The 23,971-nt window shown below is 66.4% G+C and carries 25 protein-coding genes and 1 tRNA gene; 14 read left to right on the top strand and 12 right to left on the bottom strand.

Translation table 11 applies throughout. The features are described 5' to 3' along the window. Nucleotides 1-19: 19 nt before the first annotated feature. Nucleotides 20-95, bottom strand: a tRNA-Lys gene (locus AC1M0F_RS06210). A 102-nt stretch (nt 96-197) separates the two neighbouring features. Here AC1M0F_RS06210 and AC1M0F_RS06205 point away from each other — a divergent pair. From AC1M0F_RS06205 to AC1M0F_RS06180, 6 genes are all read left to right on the top strand, one after another. Continuing rightward, the gene (locus AC1M0F_RS06205; protein WP_480237307.1) at nt 198-827 is read left to right on the top strand and encodes a DNA-directed RNA polymerase subunit beta; all 630 of its coding nucleotides are present in this window, start codon (nt 198-200) and stop codon (nt 825-827) included. Between the two features lie 28 nt (nt 828-855). Next, complete coding sequence (locus AC1M0F_RS06200) at nt 856-2,463, top strand: phosphatase PAP2 family protein (protein WP_480237306.1); 1,608 nt, start codon at nt 856-858, stop codon at nt 2,461-2,463. A 397-nt stretch (nt 2,464-2,860) separates the two neighbouring features. Then, nucleotides 2,861-3,304, top strand: a complete 444-nt coding sequence (locus tag AC1M0F_RS06195) for a cupredoxin domain-containing protein (RefSeq protein WP_480237305.1) — start codon at nt 2,861-2,863, stop codon at nt 3,302-3,304. A 72-nt stretch (nt 3,305-3,376) separates the two neighbouring features. Continuing rightward, nucleotides 3,377-4,057, top strand: a complete 681-nt coding sequence (locus AC1M0F_RS06190) for a hypothetical protein (RefSeq protein WP_480237304.1) — start codon at nt 3,377-3,379, stop codon at nt 4,055-4,057. Nucleotides 4,058-4,144: 87 nt separating this feature from the next. Further along, a complete protein-coding gene (locus AC1M0F_RS06185; protein WP_480237303.1) occupies nt 4,145-4,744 on the top strand; it encodes a sigma-70 family RNA polymerase sigma factor in 600 nt (199 codons plus the stop codon). Next, nucleotides 4,741-5,658, top strand: coding sequence for an anti-sigma factor (locus tag AC1M0F_RS06180; RefSeq protein WP_480237302.1), 918 nt, complete (start codon nt 4,741-4,743; stop codon nt 5,656-5,658). Before AC1M0F_RS06185 ends, AC1M0F_RS06180 begins: the two co-directional genes overlap by 4 nt. Nucleotides 5,659-5,750: 92 nt before the next feature. Here the strand turns inward: AC1M0F_RS06180 and pstB are convergent, their stop codons facing one another. The 8 genes from pstB to AC1M0F_RS06140 form a co-directional block, all read right to left on the bottom strand. Next, on the bottom strand, nt 5,751-6,530 hold the full coding sequence (pstB, locus tag AC1M0F_RS06175; RefSeq protein WP_480237301.1) for a phosphate ABC transporter ATP-binding protein PstB: 780 nt from the start codon (nt 6,528-6,530) through the stop codon (nt 5,751-5,753). 14 nt (nt 6,531-6,544) lie between these two features. Then, nucleotides 6,545-7,663, bottom strand: coding sequence for a phosphate ABC transporter permease PstA (pstA, locus tag AC1M0F_RS06170; protein WP_480237300.1), 1,119 nt, complete (start codon nt 7,661-7,663; stop codon nt 6,545-6,547). Next, nucleotides 7,663-8,622: a phosphate ABC transporter permease subunit PstC gene (gene pstC, locus AC1M0F_RS06165; RefSeq protein ID WP_480237299.1), complete on the bottom strand. Its 960-nt coding sequence runs from the start codon at nt 8,620-8,622 to the stop codon at nt 7,663-7,665. The genes pstA and pstC overlap by 1 nt, the downstream gene beginning before the upstream one ends. 109 nt (nt 8,623-8,731) lie before the next feature. Next, nucleotides 8,732-9,826 (bottom strand): phosphate ABC transporter substrate-binding protein PstS, encoded by a 1,095-nt coding sequence (locus AC1M0F_RS06160; protein WP_480237298.1) that lies wholly within the window; start codon nt 9,824-9,826, stop codon nt 8,732-8,734. A gap of 138 nt (nt 9,827-9,964) precedes the next feature. Continuing rightward, nucleotides 9,965-10,900: an NUDIX hydrolase gene (locus AC1M0F_RS06155; protein ID WP_480237297.1), complete on the bottom strand. Its 936-nt coding sequence runs from the start codon at nt 10,898-10,900 to the stop codon at nt 9,965-9,967. After that, nucleotides 10,897-13,068, bottom strand: coding sequence for an RNA degradosome polyphosphate kinase (locus tag AC1M0F_RS06150; RefSeq protein WP_480237296.1), 2,172 nt, complete (start codon nt 13,066-13,068; stop codon nt 10,897-10,899). The genes AC1M0F_RS06155 and AC1M0F_RS06150 overlap by 4 nt, the downstream gene beginning before the upstream one ends. Before the next feature lie 90 nt (nt 13,069-13,158). Beyond that, nucleotides 13,159-14,040 (bottom strand): mycothiol synthase, encoded by an 882-nt coding sequence (mshD, locus tag AC1M0F_RS06145; protein WP_480237295.1) that lies wholly within the window; start codon nt 14,038-14,040, stop codon nt 13,159-13,161. Then, complete coding sequence (locus tag AC1M0F_RS06140) at nt 14,012-14,701, bottom strand: response regulator transcription factor (RefSeq protein WP_480237294.1); 690 nt, start codon at nt 14,699-14,701, stop codon at nt 14,012-14,014. The genes mshD and AC1M0F_RS06140 overlap by 29 nt, the downstream gene beginning before the upstream one ends. Nucleotides 14,702-14,811: 110 nt before the next feature. Between AC1M0F_RS06140 and AC1M0F_RS06135 the strand changes: the two genes are divergently transcribed. From AC1M0F_RS06135 to ygfZ, 3 genes are all read left to right on the top strand, one after another. Next, complete coding sequence (locus AC1M0F_RS06135; RefSeq protein WP_480237293.1) at nt 14,812-15,102, top strand: hypothetical protein; 291 nt, start codon at nt 14,812-14,814, stop codon at nt 15,100-15,102. Between the two features lie 137 nt (nt 15,103-15,239). Next, on the top strand, nt 15,240-15,836 hold the full coding sequence (locus AC1M0F_RS06130) for a nitrobindin family protein (protein ID WP_480237292.1): 597 nt from the start codon (nt 15,240-15,242) through the stop codon (nt 15,834-15,836). Continuing rightward, entirely contained in the window at nt 15,836-16,960 is a 1,125-nt protein-coding gene (gene ygfZ / locus AC1M0F_RS06125) for a CAF17-like 4Fe-4S cluster assembly/insertion protein YgfZ (RefSeq protein WP_480237291.1), read from the top strand. Before AC1M0F_RS06130 ends, ygfZ begins: the two co-directional genes overlap by 1 nt. 99 nt (nt 16,961-17,059) lie before the next feature. Here the strand turns inward: ygfZ and AC1M0F_RS06120 are convergent, their stop codons facing one another. Next, nucleotides 17,060-17,863: a class I SAM-dependent methyltransferase gene (locus AC1M0F_RS06120; RefSeq protein WP_480237290.1), complete on the bottom strand. Its 804-nt coding sequence runs from the start codon at nt 17,861-17,863 to the stop codon at nt 17,060-17,062. 54 nt (nt 17,864-17,917) lie between these two features. Between AC1M0F_RS06120 and AC1M0F_RS06115 the strand changes: the two genes are divergently transcribed. Next, nucleotides 17,918-18,667 carry a phosphoglyceromutase gene (locus AC1M0F_RS06115; protein ID WP_480237289.1) on the top strand — a complete coding sequence of 250 codons (750 nt, stop codon included), beginning with the start codon at nt 17,918-17,920 and terminating at the stop codon, nt 18,665-18,667. Nucleotides 18,668-18,738: 71 nt separating this feature from the next. Here AC1M0F_RS06115 and phoU read toward each other — a convergent pair whose 3' ends face one another. Next, nucleotides 18,739-19,395, bottom strand: coding sequence for a phosphate signaling complex protein PhoU (gene phoU, locus AC1M0F_RS06110; protein ID WP_480237288.1), 657 nt, complete (start codon nt 19,393-19,395; stop codon nt 18,739-18,741). Between the two features lie 184 nt (nt 19,396-19,579). Between phoU and AC1M0F_RS06105 the strand changes: the two genes are divergently transcribed. Next, the gene (locus AC1M0F_RS06105; RefSeq protein ID WP_480237287.1) at nt 19,580-20,770 is read left to right on the top strand and encodes a sensor histidine kinase; all 1,191 of its coding nucleotides are present in this window, start codon (nt 19,580-19,582) and stop codon (nt 20,768-20,770) included. Between the two features lie 11 nt (nt 20,771-20,781). Then, nucleotides 20,782-21,462 carry a winged helix-turn-helix domain-containing protein gene (locus AC1M0F_RS06100; protein WP_480237286.1) on the top strand — a complete coding sequence of 227 codons (681 nt, stop codon included), beginning with the start codon at nt 20,782-20,784 and terminating at the stop codon, nt 21,460-21,462. Between the two features lie 28 nt (nt 21,463-21,490). Here AC1M0F_RS06100 and AC1M0F_RS06095 read toward each other — a convergent pair whose 3' ends face one another. Continuing rightward, nucleotides 21,491-21,964 carry a hypothetical protein gene (locus AC1M0F_RS06095; protein ID WP_480237285.1) on the bottom strand — a complete coding sequence of 158 codons (474 nt, stop codon included), beginning with the start codon at nt 21,962-21,964 and terminating at the stop codon, nt 21,491-21,493. Nucleotides 21,965-22,122: 158 nt separating this feature from the next. On the opposite strand from AC1M0F_RS06095, the gene AC1M0F_RS06090 reads away from it, so the two are divergent. Continuing rightward, nucleotides 22,123-22,605, top strand: coding sequence for a CarD family transcriptional regulator (locus tag AC1M0F_RS06090; protein WP_090713134.1), 483 nt, complete (start codon nt 22,123-22,125; stop codon nt 22,603-22,605). A 179-nt stretch (nt 22,606-22,784) separates the two neighbouring features. Next, a complete protein-coding gene (gene ispD, locus AC1M0F_RS06085; protein ID WP_480237284.1) occupies nt 22,785-23,966 on the top strand; it encodes a 2-C-methyl-D-erythritol 4-phosphate cytidylyltransferase in 1,182 nt (393 codons plus the stop codon). Nucleotides 23,967-23,971: the final 5 nt, after the last annotated feature.

Genomic DNA, 23,971 nt, shown 5'->3' with positions numbered 1-23,971 from the left:
CTCGTTCCCAGTGAAATATTGGTGGGCCCCGCCGGGCTCGAACCGGCGACCCGCGGATTAAAAGTCCGATGCTCTACCAACTGAGCTAGAGGCCCCAACACAGTTAATCTACCGGTTCCCGCTGGGAGCTGTGACCACACCGATCCAGCCGGTGCGGAGTACCGTTAATCGTTGACTGACGCGAGAGGGGGAGGTTCATGGCCGAGGACTTCCACAAGCCCACCAAGTTCCCCAGCAAGATCATCGAATCGTTCCAGGGTGGGATCGACCCGGCAGAGTCGAGCCGTATCGCCCACGAGACGGCGATGGCCCTGCTCGCCCGCGTACGCCAGGACCCCGATCCGGACGTCGTCGACCGGCTCATCGCCTACACGGACGAACATGGGATCGACACGATCGCCGAACTGTGGTCGCACGCGACCCCGCGGAGCCTTCCCGGTGCGCTGTGGCGGATCTACCTCCTCCGGCTGATGATCCGCGAGGACCCCCACGAGTCGAGTTTCCTGTTCCAGCGGGGGAGCGAGATCATCGGAACCATCGACCCCGTCGTCGCCGGAGCATCCGTGCCAACAGGACCGGACGAGATCATCGTCCTCGCCGACCAGATCCTTCGCGGGCTGTTCGAGGGGGACTTCGCCGTTGCACTCGAGCGTGCAGCGGCATTCTGCCGGGTGTCCGCCGCAGGCAGCGCCAGTGTCGCCGACGACGCGGATGCCGCAGAGCCCACCCGGTCCGCTGAACTCACCACGAGGGCGCTCCGGCTGTCGACGCTCGCCCAGGACCTCACGAGCTGCGCCCGGCTCTGGCGGCACGAGTCGCTCGACTGACCCTCTCGCCGGTCAGTACTGTTGGCAGATGAGCCCGAGCCACCTGGCGCACCCCCTTCTGCTTTTGCGCCGCGCCGCCCTCCTGCCCGCATGGGTTCGACGGATGGATGCCGCCGCCGGCCGCCGGATCAACGCGCGCCAGGCGCATCCGCTGGTCGATCGGGGATTCGTGAGGCTCTCCCGTTTCGCCGATCGCGGTGTGCTCTGGTTCACCGCGGCCGCTGTCCTCGTCGTCCTCACCCGTCACCGCGCGGCGATTCGCGGACTCGCCTCGCTGACCGTGGCCAGCGCGCTCGCCAACCTTGTCGGCAAAGAGCTCTTCGGCGGCGATCGTCCGTTGCTGAAGGACATTCCCGTCGGGCGCCGCCTGGCGAAGCATCCGGAGTCCCCCTCGTTCCCTTCCGGGCATTCGGCCAGCGCCGCGGCATTCGCAACGGGGGTCGCGCTCGAGTCTCCGCGAATCGGCGCGGCCATCGCCCCCGTGGCGTGTGCGGTCGCCTGGTCGCGACTGCACACGGGAGCCCACTGGCTCTCTGACGTGCTCGGCGGCGTCGCGATCGGCGCCGGGGTCGCCCTCCTCGGTAAGGTGCTCGTGCCCGCTCCGTCGCGGCATCCAGAACGGCACGGCGGGACCGAGGTGAGCCTGCCGCCGTCGCCGACAGGGGAGGGCGTGTTCCTCGTTCTCAACCCGTCATCCGGTCGGGCGGTGCTCACCCGCCCGGACGCGAAACCGATCCTCACCAGGCTGCTCCCCGATGCCCGAATCCACCTCCTGGCCGATGGCGACAGCGTGACGGACGTCGTCCGGGCGGCGCTCGCCGAGGACCCGCCGCCGGGAACCCTCGGCGTCTGCGGTGGAGACGGCACCGTTGCGGCAGTGGCACAGCTCGCCAGGGACGCCGACCTGCCGCTCCTCGTCGTCCCAGGCGGCACGTTCAATCACTTCGCCCGCACTGCCGGTATCGAATCGATCGAGGATGCCGTCGCCGCGCTGGCAGCCGGCAACGGCCTCGTCGTCGACATCGGCGAGCTGCGTCTCGGCACCGGCGAGCCGGAGACCGTGCTCAACGCGGCGTCCGTCGGTCTGTACCCGGACTTCGTCGCCGAGCGGGAGGAGCGGCAGGGCGTCCTCGGCAAGTGGATTGCGGGGATCGTGTCGGCGGTGCGGGTGCTCCGGCATGCCGACCCCGTCGACCTGGTGATCGACGGCAGACCCATCAGGGCCTGGTCGTTGTTCGTGGGGATCAACCGCAACCACGCAGTGATTCCCGCCCCGCTGCAGCGCAGACGGCTCGACGACGGAGTGCTCGACATCCGCATCCTGCACGCGCGCAGCCGCGCGCACGCCGTCGCCGCACTGTCATTCGGCCGCCGGATCAGCGGCATCCTCACCCGGTTGCGGATTCTCCCCGGCTCCTCGGTCGTCGAATCGTTCACGACGCCCGACCTTGTCGTCGCCGTGCTGCCCCGCGACGGGCAGGCCCCCGGTTTCGCGCACGACGGTGAAGTCCAGCGCGAGGTAGGAGACGGTGGGATGCCGCGCGGCGGATACCTCTCCACGGTGCGCATCGTCGAGGGCGGGCTCCGAATCTACGCACCGCCGAGTCCGGCCGGGGCTAAGTCGCGCCGACGATGACCGCTCCCGTAGTCAAGAATGTTCGCGGCGCGAGAACAGGGAACATCCGCGCCGATGAATTGTTACACTGATTCAGGCCGGGCCGCATAACCCCGGGCTCCAATTTTTGCCGCCGCGAGCGGCCTTCCGCCGAGAGGCGTTTTGCGGCCCGGCTCCTTTCATTTAACGGCCTGTTCCGGCATCCGACCGCCGCCCCGCTCACTCGGCCGGTCCGGCGTTGAGCAGTCCCAAACGGTCGTTCCTCGAGCGCTTCAGCCGCGTTACGGGCCCAGTCGATCGCACGAACCGCCCTTCGGGCCCGATCGGTCCGGCCGCCGCTCCTCGGTCCGAGTCTGATAGTTCGCTGAAATCCGGGACCAGGGGCAAACCGCTCCGCTGACGGCACCGAACCGTTGTCATGACCTCACAGATCCGGCTCCTCACCCGCCTGGCCCCCGCAGTCCTCGCGCTGTCGCTCGGCGCACTCAGCCTCACCGGCTGCGCGATGGGCGAGCCCGCATCGCCCGAGTCGAGCTCATCCACCAGCACTGAAAAGGCTGTGGAGGGCGACGTCACCCTGGTGAGCCTGAACTTCATGCCGGAGACCCTTACGGTCTCGGTCGGAGACACCGTCACCTGGGTCAACGGAGAGTCGATCACCCACACCATCACGAGTGGGACCTTCTCCGACGTCGATGAAACCACCGGTCTTCGCGGAAGCGAAGCGGCCGATGGAGTCTTCGACGAAAAGCTCGGCGAGAAGGGTGGCACGTTCTCGTACACCTTCGAGACCGCCGGGACCTTCCAGTACTTCTGCGACATCCACGACGGCATGAACGCCACCGTGGTCGTCGAAGAATGATCGCCACACCCGGCGATCGACCAACCACCCCCGTCACATCCGCCCACCCGGGCACATCACAAGGAGAACCTCATGAAGAAGGCACTACCTCTCGTCGGCGCAGCACTCGCCGCAGCCCTGCTCCTGTCCGGCTGCAGCATGGGCGCTGCAAGCGACTCCATGGCGAATGACGACACCAAGGCGTCGTCGAGCGAAACAGTCGACACCGTCAACAGCGACGGAGCCGCACTGCGCGCCACTCTGACGTCGCAGTTCAGTGACCACGTCTACCTCGCAGGAGCAGCCATCCACGCCGCTCTCGCCGCAGGTGGAGACCTCACCGAGGCGAAGACCGCCGGTGCGGTTGCGGCCCTCGACGCCAACTCCGTCGACATCGCCGCATCCGTCGGCTCGGTCTACCCGGACGCCGAGGAGCCCTTCCTCGAGTCATGGCGCGAGCACATCGGCTTCTTCGTCAACTACACGCTGGGCGAAGCAACCGGTGACCAGGCAATGTCCGACATGGCCGTCGCAGACCTCACCGAATACGCGGCGAGCTTCGGCGAACTGCTGAACTCCGTCGTCCCGACCCTCCCGGCTGACGCTGTCGAAGAGGCGCTCGGAATGCACGCCACCTCGCTGATCGCTGCCATCGATGCTGACATCGCTGGCGACCCCGAGTACTACACCCTCCTGAAGGAAGCAGCCGGCCACATGCCGATGACCGCAACGGCCATCGCTGGAGCCATCGCTGAAGACCAGGACATCCAGTAGCACTTCCCACCAGGCGAAGCAGGAGGGCGGCGGTATCAGATCCGCCGCCCGCCTGCCAGCCGCCCACACAACGGCGACAGACCTGACATGCTAGTTCTTGTGGAAAAGGCACCAGGCACAGGAAGCGACGTCGTCGCTCCGTCCTCGACGCTCGAGGAACTGCTCGGTCTCGTCGCCACGGGAGACCAGCAGGCCTTCGCTTCTCTCTACGACCTCGTAGCACCCCGCGTCCTCGGCCTGATCCGCAAAGTCCTCATCGACCACGCCCAGTCCGAAGAAGTGGCCCAGGAGGTCTTCCTCGAAATCTGGCAGAACGCCACCCGCTTCGAACCGGGCAGGGGGGCAGCCACCTCGTGGATCATGACCATGGCCCACCGCCGGGCGATTGACAGGGTCCGTGCCTCGCAGGCCGGCCGTGATCGGGACGTCCGGATCGGTATCCGCGACATCGACACAGCATTCGATCAGGTTGCCGAGTCGGCGGAGATCACAATTGAACACGAACGGGTCAGCCGCGCGATGGCGAGCCTGACCGACATCCAACGACAGGCCGTGTCGCTCGCGTACTACGGCGGTTACAGCCAGAGCGAAGTGGCTGAGATCCTGTCAGTGCCGCTTGGCACAGTGAAGACCCGTCTCCGCGACGGGATGATCCGACTACGAGAGGAATTGGGGGTGGCATCATGACCGAGAACCAGGACACGAACCCGTCCGACCTCGCCGCGGCATACGCCCTCAGCGCGCTCAGCCCCGAAGAGACGGCCGAATACGAACGTCACCTGGCGTCGTCCGCCGATGCCAGGCGCGAGGCCGACAGCTTCGGGGAGGTCGCTGCGACGCTCGGGCTCGATGCCGAACCCCTCGAACCGTCGCCCGCCCTCCGGTCCAGCATCCTCTCCGCGATCGCCACGACCCCTCAACTTCCGCGCCAGGACGCACCGGCAACGCGGTCAGGGACCACGGATGCAGCCGCCCCTGCGGCTGCGCCAGCTCCTGTAGCCGCGACCCAGGCAGGACTTCCGGAAGCCCAGCCCGTGATTCCGACGACGGTCCCAGCGCGCCCGACCACCAAAGCCGCGACCGGCCGCCCCGCTTCGAGCAGCGCACAGCGCAGAGCCGACCGGCGCTGGTACTCGCAGCCACTCGCCTTCGCGGTCGCCGCTGTCGCCCTCGTTGCCGTCCTCCTCGGCGTGAACACGGTGACGAGCGCACTCAACGGCGGCAACGGCCTGAACGAGGCCCTGCAGCTCGCGCAGATCAACGCGCAGCCGGATGCCCAGCGGGAAACCATCAAGCTCACGAACATCAACGACGAACAGCGTGTCGTCGCCACCCTGGTGTGGTCGGGTGAACTCGGGCAGTCGGCACTCATCGTCGACGGCCTCACCGCCCTCACCGAGGAGCAGATCTACGAACTCTGGTACATCGGCGAAGACGGCCCGATCTCGGCAGGCACCTTCAACACTGACCGCATGGGCAGCAGCTGGCAGATCCTCGACGGCACCATGGCCTCAGGCGACGCCGTCGGCGTGACCGTGGAACCCGCTGGGGGCTCCGAGCAGCCGACAACCGACCCGCTGATCGTCATCCACACGGCGTAGCCGCTCCGCGGCCCCGAACGACGAAAGCAGGAGATCCGCTGGATCTCCTGCTTGTCGTGTGCCCCCCGGCCGAATCCGGACTCAGCGGATGGTTATCCGAAGCGTCCGGAAACGTAGTCCTCAGTCGCCTGAACAGACGGCTGCGTGAAGATGGTGTTCGTGTCGCCGTATTCGATCAGCCTGCCCGGCTTGCCCGTCCCGGCGATGTTGAAGAACGCGGTCCGGTCGGAGACACGGGATGCCTGCTGCATGTTGTGAGTGACGATGACGATCGTGTACTCGTTCTTCAGCTCCTCGATCAGGTCCTCGATGGCGAGCGTCGAGATCGGGTCGAGCGCTGAGCACGGCTCGTCCATCAGCAGGATGTCCGGGGAGACGGCGATCGCGCGGGCGATGCAGAGACGCTGCTGCTGGCCGCCGGACAGGCTGGAGCCGGGCTTGTCGAGACGGTCCTTGACCTCGTTCCAGAGGTTGGCGCCCTGCAGCGACTTCTCGACCAGGTCGTCGGCGGATGCCTTGGAGATCCGGCGGTTGTTGAGCGTGACCCCGGCGAGGACGTTCTCGCGGATCGACATCGTGGGGAACGGGTTCGGCCGCTGGAACACCATGCCGATGTTGCGGCGGACCAGCACAGGGTCAACACCCTGCGCGTAGAGGTTGTCACCGTCGATGAGGACCTCACCCTCGACGCGGGCGCCTGGGATGACCTCATGCATGCGGTTGAGCGTGCGGAGGAACGTCGACTTGCCGCAGCCGGACGGCCCGATGAACGCGGTCACGCTCCGCGGTTCGATCGAGAGGGAGACGTCTTCGACCGCGAGGAACTTGCTGTAGTAGACGTTGAGGTCTTTGACTTCGATGCTCTTGGACATGGATTCCTTTGGTGCTAACGGCCGAGTTTGGGCGAGAAGATGCGGGCGACGATCCTGGCGATGAGGTTGAGCGCCATCACGATGAGGATCAGGGTGAGGGCTGCAGCCCACGCGCGGTCGATGTATGCCTGCGCGTCGGTGCCCTGGCTCACGTATGAGCTGTAGACGAAGACCGGGAGGCTCTGCATCCGGCCTTCGAACGGGTTGTAGTTCATGTTCTGGGTGAATCCTGCGGCGATGAGCAGCGGGGCCGTCTCGCCGATGACGCGCGCGATGGCGAGCATGACACCGGTCGTGATGCCGGCGATCGACGTCGGCAGTACGACCTTGAGGATGGTCAGCCATTTCGGTACGCCGAGGGCGAAAGCCGCTTCACGCAGTTCGTTGGGGACGAGTCGCAGCATCTCTTCGCTCGAGCGCACGACGACGGGGATCATCAGCACGCTCAGGGCGACGGCACCGGAGATGCCGAGCCGGATGCCCGGGCCGAAGATGAGGGTGAAGAGAGCGTAGGCGAAGAGGCCGGCGACGATCGACGGGATGCCCGTCATCACGTCGACGAAGAAGGTGATCGCCCGCGCGAGCGCCCCGCGACCGTACTCGACGAGGTAGATCGACGTGAGCAGGCCGATCGGTACCGAGATGATCGTGGCGATCCCGGTCATGATCAGCGTGCCGACGATCGCGTGGAGCGCTCCGCCGCCCTCGCCGACGACATTCCGCATCGACTCCGTGAACAGTGCAAGGTCGAACCTCGCCGTACCTCGCGAGAGCACCGTGATGAACAGCGAGACCAGCGGTGCCAGGGCGACGATGAACGCGCTGGCGACGAGCGTGGTGACGAGACGGTCCTTGGCCTGCCGCGAACCCTCGATGAGGAGAGCCGTGAGGTAGATGAGGAACCCGTTGAGCACGCCGGTGAGCACGACGGCGCCGACGACGTTGTACTCGCCTCCGGATGCCATGGCCACGAGACCGAAGATCGCGAGGCTGACCGCGAGGGCGACGCCGAGCACGATCCACGGGACACCGCGCCCGAGCCGGCCGCTCGCGTACACGTTCGACATCGGGGCGGTCTTCACCGGCTTGAGAGGGGGTGTGCTCCTCGGAGGAGCGGTTGTTGTCTGTGCCATTAGTTCGCTCCCGAGAATTCCTTGCGGCGGCTGATGATGTAGCGCGCGATGGCGTTGATGACCAGCGTGATGGCGAAGAGCATGAGGCCCGTCGCGATGAGGAGGTTGACGTTGTACCCGTACGCCTCGGGGAAGCTCAGTGCGATGTTCGCGGCGATCGTGCTCGGGTTCGACGAGGTCAGGAGCGCGAAGGTGATCGCACCGGACGAGGAGAGGACCATGGCGACGGCCATGGTCTCGCCGAGGGCCCGGCCGAGACCCAGCATCGCGGCAGAGATGATGCCTGCGCGACCGAAGGGCAGCACAGCGATCCGGATCATCTCCCACCGCGTCGCCCCGAGGGCGAGGGCGGCCTCCTCGTGGAGGACCGGCGTCTGGAGGAAGATTTCACGGCAGAGGGCGGTGATGATCGGAAGGATCATCACCGCGAGCACGATCGATGCGGTGAGGATGGTGCGGCCCGTGCCTGAAGCAGGTGGGGCGAACAGGGGGAACCAGCCGAGGTTCTCGGTGAGCCACGCGTAGAACGGCTGGATGGCCGGTGCGAGGGTGTTCGCGCCCCAGAGGCCGAAGACGACGGACGGCACTGCGGCCAGGAGGTCGATGATGTAGCCGAGGCCCTGCGCGAGCTTGCGGGGGGCGTAGTGCGAGATGAAGAGCGCGATGGCGATGGCCAGCGGAACGGCCATGAGCAGCGCTATCGCCGCGGACCAGATGGTGCCGAAGACGAGCGGCCAGACGTATGACCAGAAGTTCTCGCCCGCGAGGATCGAGATGTCTGCGGGGTCCCGCGTGACGGCGGGGACGCTCTGAACGATGAGGAACGCCGCGACGGCGGCCAGGGTGGCGAGGATCAGGCTGCCTGCAGTGAGGGCGGCGCCCGAGAAGACCCGGTCGGCGAGTCGCTGGACCGGCTTCGGGGGAGCGCTGGGCGTCTGGACGACCGCTGGCGACGACATCTAAGTGATCTCCTGTGTGTGGATGGGGGCGGGGCGGGCGGGTGCCGTAACCCGGGGCGACCCCGGCTGTGTCTGTCTGACAGACACAGCCGGGGTCACGTGACGGTGTTTACTTGATGAGCTCGATCGCAGCCTGCGACTTCTCAGCGATGGCAGCAGAGATCGGTGCTGATCCTGCGGCGTCCGCGCTGACCGTCTGGCCTTCTTCGCTCACGATGTAGCTGAAGTACTCCTTGACGAGCTTCGCCGAGTCAGCGTCTTCGTACTCGGAGCAGCCGATGAGGTAGCTGATGAGGACGATGGGGTAGACGCCGGACTCAGTCGAGGTACGGTCCAGTTCGATGGCGAGGTCGCCCTCGGTGCGGCCTTCGGCTGCAGGAGATGCGTCCACGATCGCGGCGGCGGCTTCAGCGGAGTACGGAACGAACTCTTCGCCGACCTTGATCGCGACGGTTCCGAGGTCGCCGGCGCGGGAAGCGTCTGCGTAGCCGATGGTTCCGGTGCCGTTGGTGACGGCGTCGATCACGCCGGAGGTCTGCGAGGCAGCCTCTCCGCCTTCGAGCGGCCAGACACCGTCAGCCTCGTTCGTCCAGACATCAGGTGCCGTGGCGTGGAGGTAGTCGGTGAAGTTCTCGGTGGTGCCCGAGTCGTCAGCGCGGTGGACGGCGGTGATCGCCTGGTCGGGCAGGTCAGCGTCGGCGTTCTGCGAAACGATGGCCTCGTCGTTCCAGTTGGTGATGGTTCCGGCGAAGATGCCTGCGACGGTTGCTGCGTCGAGGTTGAGGGTGTCGATGCCCTCGAGGTTGAAGATCACGGCGATCGGCGAGATGTACGCCGGCAGCTCGATCAGGCCCGTGCCGGGGACGCAGGATGCGAAGTTGTCCTCGGCGATTTCTTCGTCGTTGAACGCGCGGTCCGAACCGGCGAAGGCGCTGCCGCCGGCGATGAAGGTGTCGCGGCCTGCGCCGGAGCCTGCGGGGTCGTACTCGATGGTCACATCAGGGTTGGCTTCCTGGAACGCTGCGACCCAGGCCTCCTGGGCGGACTGCTGAGACGATGCGCCGCCGCCGACGAGGGTGCCGGTGAGGTCGCTGGCGACCTCAGGAGAGCCAGTGGCGCCGGTTTCGTTCGCGGCACAGGAAGTGAGTGTGAGTGCAGCGAGTGCTGCAACAGCCGCGACGCGGCCGGCTTTCGAGAACTTCACGGAATTGGTTCCATTCATTGTGATTTCGGGACGGGCCGGTGCAGGCCCATCTGGAACGGTAGGCGCGTGGTCTTACGAGAATCCCTCACGATGGTGAACGGAAGGTAAACGGCGTGCGTCGATCCCCGCCATCACGGCTCAGGCGCGGGGTTCGTGAGTCTCGATCGAGATGATGCCGGAGCTGGGATTCGTCGCGGAGAGGTGCACGACGCTGAACGCGCCTGTGTTGAGGTCGGCGGCGCTGGAGAGGTAGGAGCCGGCCAGGCTTCCTGTGGCCAGCGCGACCTCTCTGAGGATCTCCGGGAGTACCGGCCCATGACTGCAGAGAACAGCGGTCTTCCGCGCCCGAACCCGCTTGCCGACGACCTTGCGCACGTCGTCCTCGCCGACCGCCTGGGCGTCCTGGCTGATGAGGTCTGTGCGGCGCAGTTCGATTCCCGTCGCTGCTGCGAGAGGGGCAGCGGTCGTCGCGCAGCGGACGGCGGTGCTCGAGACGATCTTGCGCACGCCGAACGCCTGCAGGGTGGGAACGATGCTCGCGGCCTGTTCGACCCCGCGAGCGGTCAGCGGCCGTGAGGCATCCGGACCCGCCCACGCGGATGCCGGGACGGCCTTCCCGTGGCGGAGCGCGATGATCGCGAATGTGGACGTGACGCCCTCCTCGAGCAGCTTCGCGAAGGTGTTGACGATGTCGACGTCGCGGTCGTAGCTGAGGTAGCTGCGCGCCTTTCTCGGCGTCACCCACTCGAGCGCGGCGACTTCGCCGTTCGGGACGAATGTGGACGCCCGCACAGCGGCATCGCTCACCTCAGCCGCCCAGTAGTGGACGAATTTCTCCCTGCCGCTCGACAGCGGGTACCGGGACACGCCGAGGGGAACCCCGAGTGCGACGCTGAGTCCGCTCTCCTCGAGGATCTCCCTGACAGCCGTCTGCGGCAGCGATTCGCCTGGCTCGACCTTGCCCTTGGGCAGGGTGACGTCCGCGTACTTGGTGCGATGGATCACGAGCAGGTGGACCTTGCCGTCGATGACCCGCCAGCAGACCGCACCGGCCGCGTAGATCGCCGTGGTCACAGCCTGGACCTCGGGCGTCGCCGCAGGCTCGTCTTCAGCATGAGCCGATCCTGGAGATCGACGAGCGGAGTCCCGGTGTCATCGGTGGAGTGTCGCTGCCAGATCCCGTCCTCACCGAGGTGCCATGACGACGTCTTGTCGTCCATGGCCACGTCGAAGAGGCCCGAGATCTCGCTGAGGTGCGCAGGAGCCGTCAGCCGGACGAGAGCTTCGACCCTCCTGTCGAGGTTGCGATGCATCATGTCGGCGCTCCCGATGAACACGTGCTGGTCTCCGTCGTTGACGAACGAGAAGATCCGCGAGTGCTCCAGGAACCTGCCGAGGATCGACCGGACCCGGATGTTCTCGCTCATGCCCTTCTGGCCCGGCTTGAGGCTGCAGATGCCTCGGACCCAGATGTCGACGGGGACCCCCGCCTGGCTCGCCCGGTAGAGCCCGTCGATGATGGCTTCGTCGACGATCGAGTTCACCTTGATCCGGATGCCGCTCGGTTTGCCGGCTTCGGCGTTCCTGCGCTCCTGGTCGATGTGCTTGAGCAGTCCCTTGCGCAGGTGCAGTGGCGCGACGAGCAGTCTCTTGAACTTCTTCTCGATGGCGTAACCGGAGAGTTCGTTGAACAGCCGGGTGAGGTCCTTGCCGACCTGGGCATCCGCGGTGAACAACCCGAGGTCCTCGTAGATCCGGCTGGTCTTCGGGTTGTAGTTGCCCGTGCCGATGTGGCTGTAGTGCGTGAGGGTGCCCTTCTCCTCACGGATGACGAGGGCGAGTTTGCAGTGCGTCTTCAACCCGACGAGTCCGTAGACGACGTGCACGCCGGCCTTCTCCAGCTTGCGTGCCCAGGAGATGTTCGCCTGTTCGTCGAACCGGGCCTTGATCTCGACGAGCGCGAGGACCTGCTTGCCGGCCTCGGCCGCGTCGATCAGCGCTTCGACGATGGGCGAGTCACCCGACGTGCGGTACAGGGTCTGCTTGATGGCGAGGACCTGAGGGTCTGCGGCCGCCTGCTCGAGGAATGCCTGGACGCTCGTGGCGAAGGACTCGTACGGGTGGTGGACGAGGACGTCCTGCCGTGAGATGGCGCCGAAGATGTCCGCTTTCGCGTTCGACTCGGCCGGCTGGAACTGGACGACGGTCGTCGGAACCCGGGGCGGGTAGCGGAGGTCAGGGCGGTCGATCCCCGACAGGCTGAACAGTCCGCCGAGGTCGAGCGGAGCGGGAAGCCGGTACACCTCCTGGTCGGTGACGTCGAGCTCGCGCACGAGCAGATCGAGCGTCACGTCGTCCATGTCTTCGGTGATCTCGAGCCTGATCGGCGGGCCGAAGCGGCGTCGGAGCAATTCCTTCTCGAGGGCCTGGATGAGGTTCTCGGTCTCGTCCTCCTCGATCTCGACATCCTCGTTCCGAGTGACCCGGAACACGTGGTGCTCGATGATCTCCATGCCGGGGAACAGATCCCCGAGGTGGTTGGCGATGAGATCCTCGAGCGGGATGTACTGCACCTGCTCGAGTGATGTGGATGGGTCGACCGGCACGAACCGCGGGAGCATCTGCGGGACCTTGAGCCGCGCGAACTCCTGCCTGCCGGTCTTCGAGTTGCGGACTCGGACGGCGAGGTTGAGGGACAGGCCGGAAATGTAGGGGAACGGATGCGCCGGGTCGACGGCGAGGGGCATGAGCACGGGGAAGATCTGCTGGCTGAAGTAGTCCCGCAGCCGGTCGTGGTCGTCGCCGGTGAGGGAGTCCCAGGTGACGACGTTGACCCCGGCGGCCGTGAGGTCCGGCTTCACGAGGTCGGCCCACGCGCGGGCGTGCCTGTCCTGGAGTTCGTGCGCCTTGTCGCTGATGTCGCTGAGCACATCGGCAGGGGCGCGGCCCACGTTCGTGGGAACGGCGAGCCCCGTGAGCACCCTGCGCTTGAGGCCGGCGACCCTGACCATGAAGAACTCGTCGAGGTTCGACGCGAAGATGGCCAGGAAGTTCGCGCGTTCGAGCGCAGGGACCGTGCGGTCCTCCGCCAGTTCGAGCACACGCTGGTTGAACGCGAGCCAGCTCACCTCACGATCGAGGTACCGTCCTTCGGGGAGTGCCGGGTCGTCCCGTTCGAACACCGGGTCGAAGTCGTCGTCGTCTCCGCCGAGTCCCGAATCGAGCGCAATGCTGTCTGCCATCTCAACATCTTGTCACTTCGCGTCGCCCGGCGGGGCCCGCCAGGGTGAACATTGGGCAACCTGAGCCGGATCGCGAGTTCGAACCGGCGATCAGGCCGGCTCGCGTCGCCGGTACTGAACGTCGACGGCATGATCGGTGAAGCCGAGGGACCGATACAGGTGCACGGCCGGGTCGTTGTCACCCTCGACGTACAGCGACGCCGTCGTCACACCGCGTTCCCGCATCCGGTCGAGGCCTGCCAGCATGAGCGTGCGTCCCAGGCCACGGCCGGGCTCGCCGACGCCGATGACATAGATCTCGCCGTGGTCGCCGTCGATCTTGAGCCAGTTGTACCCGATCATCCGCCCGGAGTCATCGCGGGCGAGGAGGAAGTCGCCCGGATCGAACCAGTCCTCCGCCTGCCTGGCGGTGACGTCGGCCACGGTGAGCCTGCCCTGCTCGGGGTGGCTGGCGAATACGCGGGCGTTCAGCTCGACCCATTCGGTCTCGTCGGCGCCCTGCCGGAAGGTGGTGACCCCTGCCGGGAGGGGCGCGACCTCGCGGACCGGCTCGAGCGGCATCCGCAACTGGAGCAGCGTGCGCACCCGATCGAAGTCGTACCGTGCGGCGAGTGCCCGCGCTGCCGGGTGGTCGCCGTGCGACCAGGCCAGCAGGCGCGGGGGAGCGTTGTCGAGGATCTCCCTGAGCATGGACGCGCCGACACCGGCACCGCGCCATTCGGGGTCGACGACGAATTCCAGTTCGCCCTGGCCGAGAAGGGCAGCCCCGACAAGGAGCTCCACCGCGCTCGGTGACTCAGGAGGGGCGACGGCGAAGACGAGCGACCGTGCCCCTGTCTCGACGTCGATGAGCGCCTGGTCGTTGAACGGGGATGCTCCGTCGCCGGCGACCGCGCGGTGGACAAGACGGTCGAATGCGGCGCGCGACGCGGCATCCGAGATGTCACGAACGCGGAGTATGGGCTTCCGCACTGTCGTCCTCGTAGACGTTGAACCGGTAGCCGACGTTGCGGACGGTGCCGATGAGCTGCTCGAGGTCGCCGAGCTTGGCTCGCAGGCGCCTCACGTGGACGTCGACGGTGCGTGTGCCGCCGAAGTAGTCGTAACCCCACACCTCGCTGAGCAGCTGCTCGCGGGTGAAGACGCGGGACGGATGAGTGGCGAGAAAGCGGAGGAGTTCGAACTCTTTGTAGGTGAGGTCGAGGGGCTTCCCCTGCACCTTGGCCGAATAGCTGGCCTCGTCGATGACCACGCCAGAGGTCTGGATCTTCGTCGACGTCTGTTCGAGTGCCTGGCGGCCGATGGCCAGGCGGATGCGGGCGTCGATCTCCGCGGGCCCCGCCGCGTCCACCAGCACGTCATCCACTCCCCAGTCGGCGCTGACAGCGCTGAGCCCGCCCTCGGTGAGCACGACGAGAAGGGGAACGGTGAGACCGGTGGTGCGGAGGATCTTGCACAGGGACTTGGCGCCGGCGAGATCGGTTCGCGCGTCGATGATGATGACATCGCTCGATGGCGCGTTGACGAGCTGAGCCGGCTGTGCCGGTATCTGGCGCACACGGTGACTGAGCAGCCCGAGAGAAGGCAACACGTCATTGTCGACCCGTGAGGTCAGAATCAACAGTTGCGCCACGCGTGACCTCCAGTGATTACCTGACCCCATACTAGCTTTCGCTGATCGCCGGTTCTGAACCGTGGCCGTCAGCTCGCCCACATGCCCGTCAGATCAGGCAAGATAGAGCCATGACCGATGCTCCGCTGACTCCGTCGCGCTCCTGGCGCGGCATCCTCGCGGTCTGGGCCGTTGCCCTCATCGGGGCCATCCTCGTCCTCGTCTTCGTGCACCACGAACTGCGCTTCACCTGGCTCTCGCTAACACTCGCGACCTGCACGCTGTTGACCTTCGTCATCCAGCTGCTCACGCACCAGAAGGTCGGATTCATCGACCGGATGGCGATCAGCATCGTGGGCGTGCTCGGGATTCTCACCCTGGCGGCGGCCATCCTCGGGCTCGCGACGCTCTTCGAGGGATAGACTGCTGGCATGGACCTCGTCGCGCTCGAACTCTTCTTCGTCGGATTGCTCGCCCTCGCCAGCCTCGCCATCGCCGGCATCTCCGTCGTCGTGCTCGTCAACCTCTTCCGCGGCCAGCGCTGACTCCTGGCGCGCCGATGATCGAGATCCCGACCGGCCTGCCCGCCGAACTCGTCCCTGTCTCCTGGCTCCTCGGAGTCTGGGAGGGGAGCGGCGTCATCGACTACTCGACGGCAGACGGCACGATCAGTTCCGAGTTCGGCCAGCGCGTGAGCTTCAGCCACGACGGCATGCCATACCTCAACTACACCTCGTACACCTGGCTGCTCGATGAGGAGCACACCGGCCTGGTGGCCGAGACCGGTTACTGGCGGCTGCATCGGCCGCAGGCCGCCGGTGACCCGGGACCCGCCATGCTCCCCGGTGTCGGACAGCCGCCGTTCCAGACGGCTGAGGACGTCGAGACCCTGCGCAACAGCGACGACGGCTTCGACCTGGAAGTTTCCCTCGTGCACCCGACAGGTGTCAGCGAGCTGTACCTCGGCCAGGTCCGCGGACCCCGGATCGACCTCGCCACTGATGCCGTGATGCGTACTGCCGGCGCGAAGGAATACGCGGCCGCCACACGCCTGTACGGCCTGGTCGACAACCATCTGCTCTGGGCGTGGGACATCGCAGCGCTCGGCCAGGACCTGCGCACGCATGCCTCCGGCCGACTCGCGAAAGTGGACTGATGACATCCCCCTCCCCGTTTCTCTCCCGCCCTGCCGCCGTCGCGCTGCCGGATGCCGTCGATGCAGGCGTCCCGTCGCACTACGGAAGTCCGGCCATCGAACAACGGATGCTCGCGGCAGGTGAGGCGATCGTCGACCTGTCGAACCGCGGCGTCGTGTCCGTCTCCGGGCCCGACCGCCTCAGCTGGCTCAACTCGATGACGTCGGCTGAGCTCACCAGACTTGCGCCCGGGTCTTCGAGCGAAACCCTATTCCTCGACCCTCAGGGTCGCCTCGAGTACGCCGCCGGGATCATCGACGACGGCGACACGGCATGGCTCCTCGTCGAGGACGTTGCCGTCGAACCGCTCGTCGCGTGGCTCACGCGGATGAAGTTCATGCTGCGGGTGGAGATTGCCGACCGAACCGGCGACTACGCCAGGATCGGCCTCATGGCCGGTGACCAGCCGATCGACCTGCCTGTTGCTTCGCCGAACGGCATCCCCCTCGTCTGGACAGATCCGTGGAGCACCGTTGCTCCGGGCGGACACCAGTACGCACGTGGCGAGCACCCCTCTTCCGGCTGGAGCTGGACCGAGGTGCTCGTGGAGCGCGACGCCCTGGCCGCGCTTGCCGAAGGTTCCCTGCCTGCCGCTGGTTCGCTGGCGGCAGAGGCGCTGCGAGTCGCCGCGTGGCGACCGCGGAAGGCCACAGAGGTCGACGAGAAGACGATTCCCCACGAACTGGACTGGCTGCGCAGTGCCGTGCACCTGACCAAGGGCTGCTACCGGGGCCAGGAGACCATCGCGAAGGTCCACAACCTCGGCCACCCGCCGCGCCGGCTGGTCCTGCTCCACCTCGACGGGTCGGACTCGGTGCTCCCAGCCCATGGAGCAGACGTCCGTGCCGACCGGAACGGCGAACCGACCGTCGTCGGCGCGGTGACGACCGCGGTGATGCACCACGAACTCGGACCGATCGCCCTTGCCGTCGTGCGTCGCAACGTCGACCCCGCTGCCGTCCTCACCGTGGACGAGGACGGGATCACCATCGCCGCATCGCAGCAGGTCATCGTGCCGTCCGACGCTGGCGCTGTCGCCGATGTTCCCCGGCTTCCCCGGCTCGGGGCTGTGCGCCGGGGCTAGAACCGTTCGGAGCGCGGGTGCCGGATCCATCCGTCGCGTATGTCGGTAGCGGAGCCCGGAACCCGACATTTGCGACGGATGAACGACGACGGGACGCCGTCACGCCACGGCGGACCAGGGCACGGTGAACTCGCCGAGGCGCCAGCGCGTGCGGCGTCCTTCGAGCGGCCATCCGGCATCCGCCAGCCCGGCCAGGGCGGCCTGCCAGCGCTGCACCTGACCATACGGTGCCAGCGGTGCGGCGTACTGCCACTGCCGGTCGAGGTCCGCGAGCAGTTCATGGATCCGCTCGCCAGGGACGTTGTGGTGGATGAGCGCCTTCGGCAGCCGCTCGGCGACGATCGACGGCCGGTCCAGTTCGCCGAGACGGAGCGAGATCGTCAACGACACCGGTCCGCCGGCAGTGACGGCGATCCAGCTCGAGACACGGCCGATCTCATCACAGGTGCCTTCGACGAGGACCCCTCCGGGCTGCAGGCGCGACGTCATCAGCGCCCAGGCGTCCGCGACCGCCGACTCGTCATACTGGCGCAGCACGTTGAACGCTCGGATGACGGCAGGCCTGCGCCTGGCCGCCAGCGGCACCTCGAAGCCACCGACCGCGAACGACACGTCCGCACCGGGGGAGAAGCCGGTGACTCCCGCGCGAACGGCCGCGAGCTGGGCGGATGCACTGCGGACGCGGGCCGGGTCGATCTCGAGCCCGATCACCTCGACGTCCGGCCTCACCATCGCAAGCCGGGAATGGAGTTCGAGGCTCGTGACCGCGCTCGCCCCGTAGCCGAGGTCGACCACGAGCGGGTCATGCGTGCGGGGGAGGATGTCGAGGGTCTGCATCCAACGATCCACCCGGCGGAGCCTGTTGGTATTCGTTGTTCCGCGCGTGATGGTCCCGACAGGCATCCGACCATCCTCTCAGTCGCCAGATTGGAATCTCCTGATCGGTAGAGTGGGGGCATGTCTTTGCCATACACCCTCATCCTGTTGCGCCACGGAAACAGCGACTGGAACCAGAAGAACCTGTTCACCGGCTGGGTCGATGTCCGCCTGAGCGATCAGGGCGTCACGGAAGCGAACCGCGCAGGAGAGCTCCTGAACGAGTCGGGTCTCATGCCTGACATCCAGTACACGTCCGTGCTCACTCGCGCGATCCAGACCGCGAACATCGCCCTCGACGTCGCCGACCGCGCGTGGATCCCTGTGAAGCGCACCTGGCGTCTCAACGAGCGCCATTACGGAGCTCTGCAGGGCAAGGACAAGGCCCAGACCCTTGCGGAGTACGGCCCCGAGCAGTTCCAGACCTGGCGCCGTTCGTTCGACGTGCCGCCGCCAGAGATCGACGACGACAACGAGTACTCGCAGGCGCATGACCCGCGCTATGTCGGCATCGACGGCGAGGTTCCGAAGACCGAGTGCCTCAAGGACGTCATCGACAGGATGCTGCCCTATTGGCACTCCGACATCACCGTCGACCTCGCCGCAGGGAAGACCGTGCTCGTCACCGCGCATGGCAACTCGCTCCGCGCGCTGGTCAAACACCTCGACGGAATCTCTGACGACGAGATCGCCGAACTGAACATCCCGACCGGCATCCCCCTCGTCTACAAGCTCGACGAGGACTTCGCGCCGATCGAGCCCGGCCAGTACCTCGACCCCGAGGCGGCCGCCGCAGGCGCAGCCGCCGTGGCAGCCCAGGGCAAGAAGTAAGCCACCCGGAGTAGCAAGAAGAAGAGGCGCGAACCGATCGGTTCGCGCCTCTTCTGTCGTCTGCCGGGAGGTCAGTCCTCGGTGTCCGGGATCCAGTCACCGGTGGCGAGGTACTGCACCTTCTTGGCGATCGAGACCGCGTGGTCTGCGAAGCGCTCGTGGTAGCGGGAGGCCAGCGTGGCGTCGACCGTCGCGATCGGCTTGCCCTTCCAGGTTTCGCCGAGCACCTTGTCGAACACGCTGACGTGGAGTTCGTCTACCTTGTCGTCCTCGTTGCGGATCTCCTCCGCGAGGCGCACGTTCTGGGTGCGGAGGAGTTCGGTCAGCTTGAGCGAGATCTCCACGTCGAGGCGACCCATCTCAGCGAAGGTCGAACGCAGCCCCTTCGGGACGGCGCGCTCGGGGAACCGGTAGCGGGCGAGCTGGGCGATGTGCTCGGCCATGTCACCCATCCGCTCGAGCGATGAGCTGATGCGCAGGGCGCTCACGACGATGCGCAGGTCGCGGGCCACTGGCTGCTGCCTGGCCAGGATGTTGATGGCCAGCTCGTCGAGAGCGACGGTGAGCTCGTCGATCCTGACGTCGTTCTCGATGACCTCTTCTGCGATGGTCACATTGGATTCGTTGAACGCCTGAACGGCGTTCGTGATGGAGATGGACACGAGCTCGGAGATGGCCACGAGCCGGTCCTGCACCTCTGCCAGCTCCTGCTGGAATACTTCACGCACTTGATCTCCGTTTCGGATGTCGGGGCCCGGGCACATGCTGTCTGGCGCCGGGGAACAGGCCACGGTTCCACTCTGTCGCCCTCAGGTTAACGTTTGGTGGCGCCCGTCTGAACACTCACGAAAATGCCCTGATGAGGCGCCTCGTCTGGCCGGCGTGGTCTGCCCGTGCCTCTAATCTAGTCGTATGGACTCCACCTGGCTGGTGCTGGTATCGCTCGTGCTCGGCCTTCTCATCGGCGCTGGCTTCGCCGTCGCCGTCTTCTTTGCCGCTCGCCGTGGCGAGCGGGTCGCAAACGTCGTGACCCCGTCGGTTCCGGATGGCGTGAGCCAGGTGCTCGATGCTCTCGAGAGTGCCGGGATCGTCGTCGACCCGTCAGGCAACGTCGTCAAGGCTTCGCCCGGTGCCCTCGCCCTCGGGCTCGTTCGCGACGGGAAACTCGCCCACGCGGAGTTCAGCCGGCTTGCCGAACTGGTGCGCGACGGCGGCGACCCTGCCACCGCCGACATCGACATCACCCGCGGTCGCTTCAGTGACGTGAGCCTCAACCTGTCTGTCCGCGCCGCACGGCTCGGCACCCGCTACGTGCTTCTCCTCGCCCAGGACCACACCGAGTCCCGCCGCCTCGACGAGGTGCGGCGGGATTTCATCGCGAACATCAGCCATGAGCTGAAGACGCCGATCGGGGCGGTGAGTCTCCTCGCCGAAGCCCTCGAGCCGGCAGCCGACGACCCGGCGCAGGTGCGCAAATTCGCGGCCAGGCTGGCCACAGAGGCCGCACGGCTCGCCCGGATCACCGGTGAGATCATCGACCTGTCCCGGTTGCAGGCCGCAGACGCGCTCCACCAGCCCGAACTACTAGACGTCGACAGGGTCATCGCCGCTGCCGTCGACCAGAACCGGGTGGCGGCAGAGGTCGGTGGAGTCACCCTGGTGGCCGCCCGCGACCCAGGTGCACGTGTCTACGGTGACGAGGACCTGCTTGTCGTCGCCGTCCACAACCTCATCGCCAACGCGATCGCCTACTCGCCTGAGCGCGGACGCGTCGGTGTCGGAATCTCCCGAAGGGACGGCTTCGTCGAGATCGCCGTCACCGACCAGGGTGTCGGCATCCCGGAGGAGGATCGCGACAGGGTGTTCGAACGGTTCTACCGGGTCGATCAGGCCAGATCGCGCCACACCGGCGGCACTGGTCTCGGCCTCTCCATCGTCAAGCACGCTGTGCAGAACCACGGCGGCGACGTGAAGGTCTGGTCGCTCGTCGGTAAAGGATCGACCTTCACCATCCGGCTCCCCGAAGCACAGGAAAAGCCGCTCACCGGCCAGATCAGCATCTCCGGGCCAGCCGACGCCCCCACATACGACAACGCAGGTTAGGACTCCAGCCAATGACACGTATTCTCCTCGTCGAAGACGAAGCAGCCCTCAGCGAGCCGCTCGCCTACCTCCTCGGACGAGAGGGATATGACATCGACGTGGTCCAGGACGGACGGAGTGCCGTCGCCGCGTTCCTCGCCGATGAACCGGACCTCGTGCTGCTCGACCTCATGCTCCCCGGGATCCCCGGAACAGAGGTCTGCCGGCAGATCCGGGCGGTGTCGAGCACGCCGATCATCATGCTCACGGCCAAAGACTCCGAAGTGGACATCGTCGTCGGGCTCGAACTGGGAGCCGACGACTACGTCACGAAGCCGTACTCGAGCCGCGAACTCCTCGCCCGCATCCGGGCCGTCCTCCGCCGACGGATCACGGACGAGGACGTCGCCGAATCCGTCCTCGAGGCAGGAACCGTCCGGATGGATCTCGAACGACACACCGTGGAAGTCAACGGTGGTGAGATATCTATGCCGTTGAAGGAATTCGAGCTTCTCGAGCTGCTCCTGCGCAACGCCGGCCGCGTGCTGACCCGCGGTCAGCTCATCGACAGGGTGTGGGGGAGCGACTACTTCGGCGACACCAAGACGCTCGACGTCCACATCAAGCGGATCAGGTCGAGGATCGAAGAGAACCCGTCAGAGCCACGGATGCTTGTCACCGTTCGAGGGCTCGGATACCGCTTCGAAGCCTGAGTTCTCCCAAAGGAAACCTGGAGCGGCGTTACTCGGCGACTCCACCCGGAACGAACTCGCTGTACTCGCCCAGCGTGCCGTCGAGGACGGGGACGAGGAGCTCGACGCCGGTCTCATCGCCGTACTGGAAGAACACCGGCAGGAGGGCGCCGGGCTCAGTGTCGATGCCTTCGAGAAGGAGCGGGCCTTCTTCCTCGGTGCCGAACGAGACCGTCGACTCCTTGGGAATGATCGCTTCGATCGTTTCGCTGTCGTCACCGAACTGGATCTTGAGGTTGTGCGCGCCACCGGTGTTGGTCACGGAGACCAGGAGGTTGCCGTCTGTACCGTCACCGGTGATGATGACCGCGTTGCGAAGTTTCAGGTCGCCGACGCGTCCTGAGATGCCGTCGCTCGCGTCATACGGCTTCGTCGTGGTCTGCGGGGAGATCAGGTTGCACGCGCTCGTGCCCAGTACGACGGATGCCGCCAGTACGACGGTTGCGATCAAACGCGCCTTCACAGGTCCTCCAAGAACACAGGGGTGCACGCGCGCTGAGGCGACACGTGCGGAACGAGTCCGAGTTTAGCCTAGCGAGGGGGCCGGCCCTGTCGCTGCTGAGCGAACTTTAGTGCATGCCCGCTGTGGTATTCTGGTAGATGCTGAAGGGATACACATCCATGCTTTTTGAGGTTGGCGAAACCGTCGTATACCCCCACCACGGAGCCGCAACTATTGCGGAAGTGAAAACTCGGGTCATCAAGGGAGAAGAGAAGCTTTATCTGAAGCTTCGCGTCACCCAGGGTGACCTCGTTATCGAGGTGCCCGCTGAGAACGTCGACCTGGTCGGCGTTCGTGACGTGATCGGTAAAGAAGGACTTGAACGCGTGTTCGACGTCCTTCGTGCGCCGTTCACAGAAGAACCCACCAACTGGTCGCGCCGTTACAAGGCGAACCTTGAGAAACTCGCCTCAGGCGATGTCATCAAGGTGAGCGAGGTCGTCCGCGACCTCTGGCGCCGTGACCAGGACCGCGGCCTCTCGGCCGGCGAGAAGCGCATGCTGGCCAAGGCGCGCCAGATCCTCATCTCGGAACTCGCCCTCGCAGAGAAGACCGACGAGGAGAAAGCCTCGAACGTTCTCGACGAGGTGCTCGCGTCATAGCGGGGTCTTCGATCTGATCTCTTGATCTCGACAAGCTCGATCACCGGGTATCCGGTGGTCGAGCTTTGTCGTTGTTGAGGCGCCGTGCACCGCGCAAGCGGGGCCGCACTTCGACGAGCTCAGTGACCAGGGTTTCGTCGTACCTGGGGTGATGCCCGGGGTGGCTAAGCTCGGGAGCTATGAATAGTCGCGCACCGATCGTCGGCGTCATCGTCGTGGCAGCAGGAAGCGGGACCAGGCTCGGCGCCGCCCGCCCGAAGGCATTCGTGGACCTCGCCGGACGCACCGTCCTCGAGCGGTGCCTTTCCTCGGTGTTCGGGATGCAGCGAGACGCCCAGGTCGTCGTCGTCGCACCAGCCGACTTCGTGGAGGAAGCCGAGACGATCGCCGTGCGCTCCGCCGGTGCCGCGGTCGAGGCCATCTCCGTCGTCGCCGGCGGACCGACCAGGCAGCAGTCCGTTGCGCGTGGGCTCTCGGCTCTCGGCGCATCCGTTCGGATCGTCCTCGTCCACGACGCCGCACGGGCGCTGACGCCGTCGGCGATCTTCGATGGTGTCGTCGCCGCGGTCGCGCAGACGGCATCCGGGATCGTCCCAGGCGTCCCCGTGCAGGACACGGTCAAGCGGGTCGATGACGACGAGACGGTGGTCGAGACCGTCGACAGGTCCGAACTCCGTTCCATCCAGACACCGCAGGGCTTCCCGCGCGCCGCACTCGACGACGCATACGCCATGGCTGCTGCCGAGCACACCGACGATGCCGCGCTGTTCTCGGCTGCAGGCCACACCGTCTCCGTCATCGACGGTGACGCGGCGTCCTTCAAGATCACCACGCCGTGGGACCTCCGCCGGGCAGAGGGGCTGCTCACTTCCCAGGAGGCGCCAGGCGGTATCCGCACCGGAATCGGCGTGGACGTCCACGCCTTCGACGACGGCTCGGAGCTCTGGCTCGCGGGCCTGCACTGGCCGGGGGAGACCGGACTGGCCGGGCACAGCGACGGGGACCCTGTCAGCCACGCCATCACCGACGCCCTGCTGTCCGCCGCCGGTCTCGGAGACATCGGCAGCGTCTTCGGAACCGACGACCCGCAATTCGACGGGGCTCACGGCGAGGTCTTCCTGGCGGCGACGCGTTCCCGCCTGGCCGAGGCAGGCTACGCCATCGGCAACGTCGCCGTTCAGCTCATCGGCAACAGCCCGCGGTTCTCGCCCAGGCGCCTCGAGGCGGAAGAACTCCTGACCGGCCTTCTCGGCGCCCCGGTCAGTCTGTCGGCCACGACGACGGACGGGCTCGGTTTCACGGGCAGGGGCGAGGGTGTCTGCGCCATCGCGACGGCGACGGTCGTGCGCCAGTACTCTTGAGTCGT

The sequence above is a fragment of the Mycetocola sp. Y719 genome (assembly GCF_056713205.1).
This window is presented reverse-complemented; position numbering and strand designations above follow the sequence as displayed.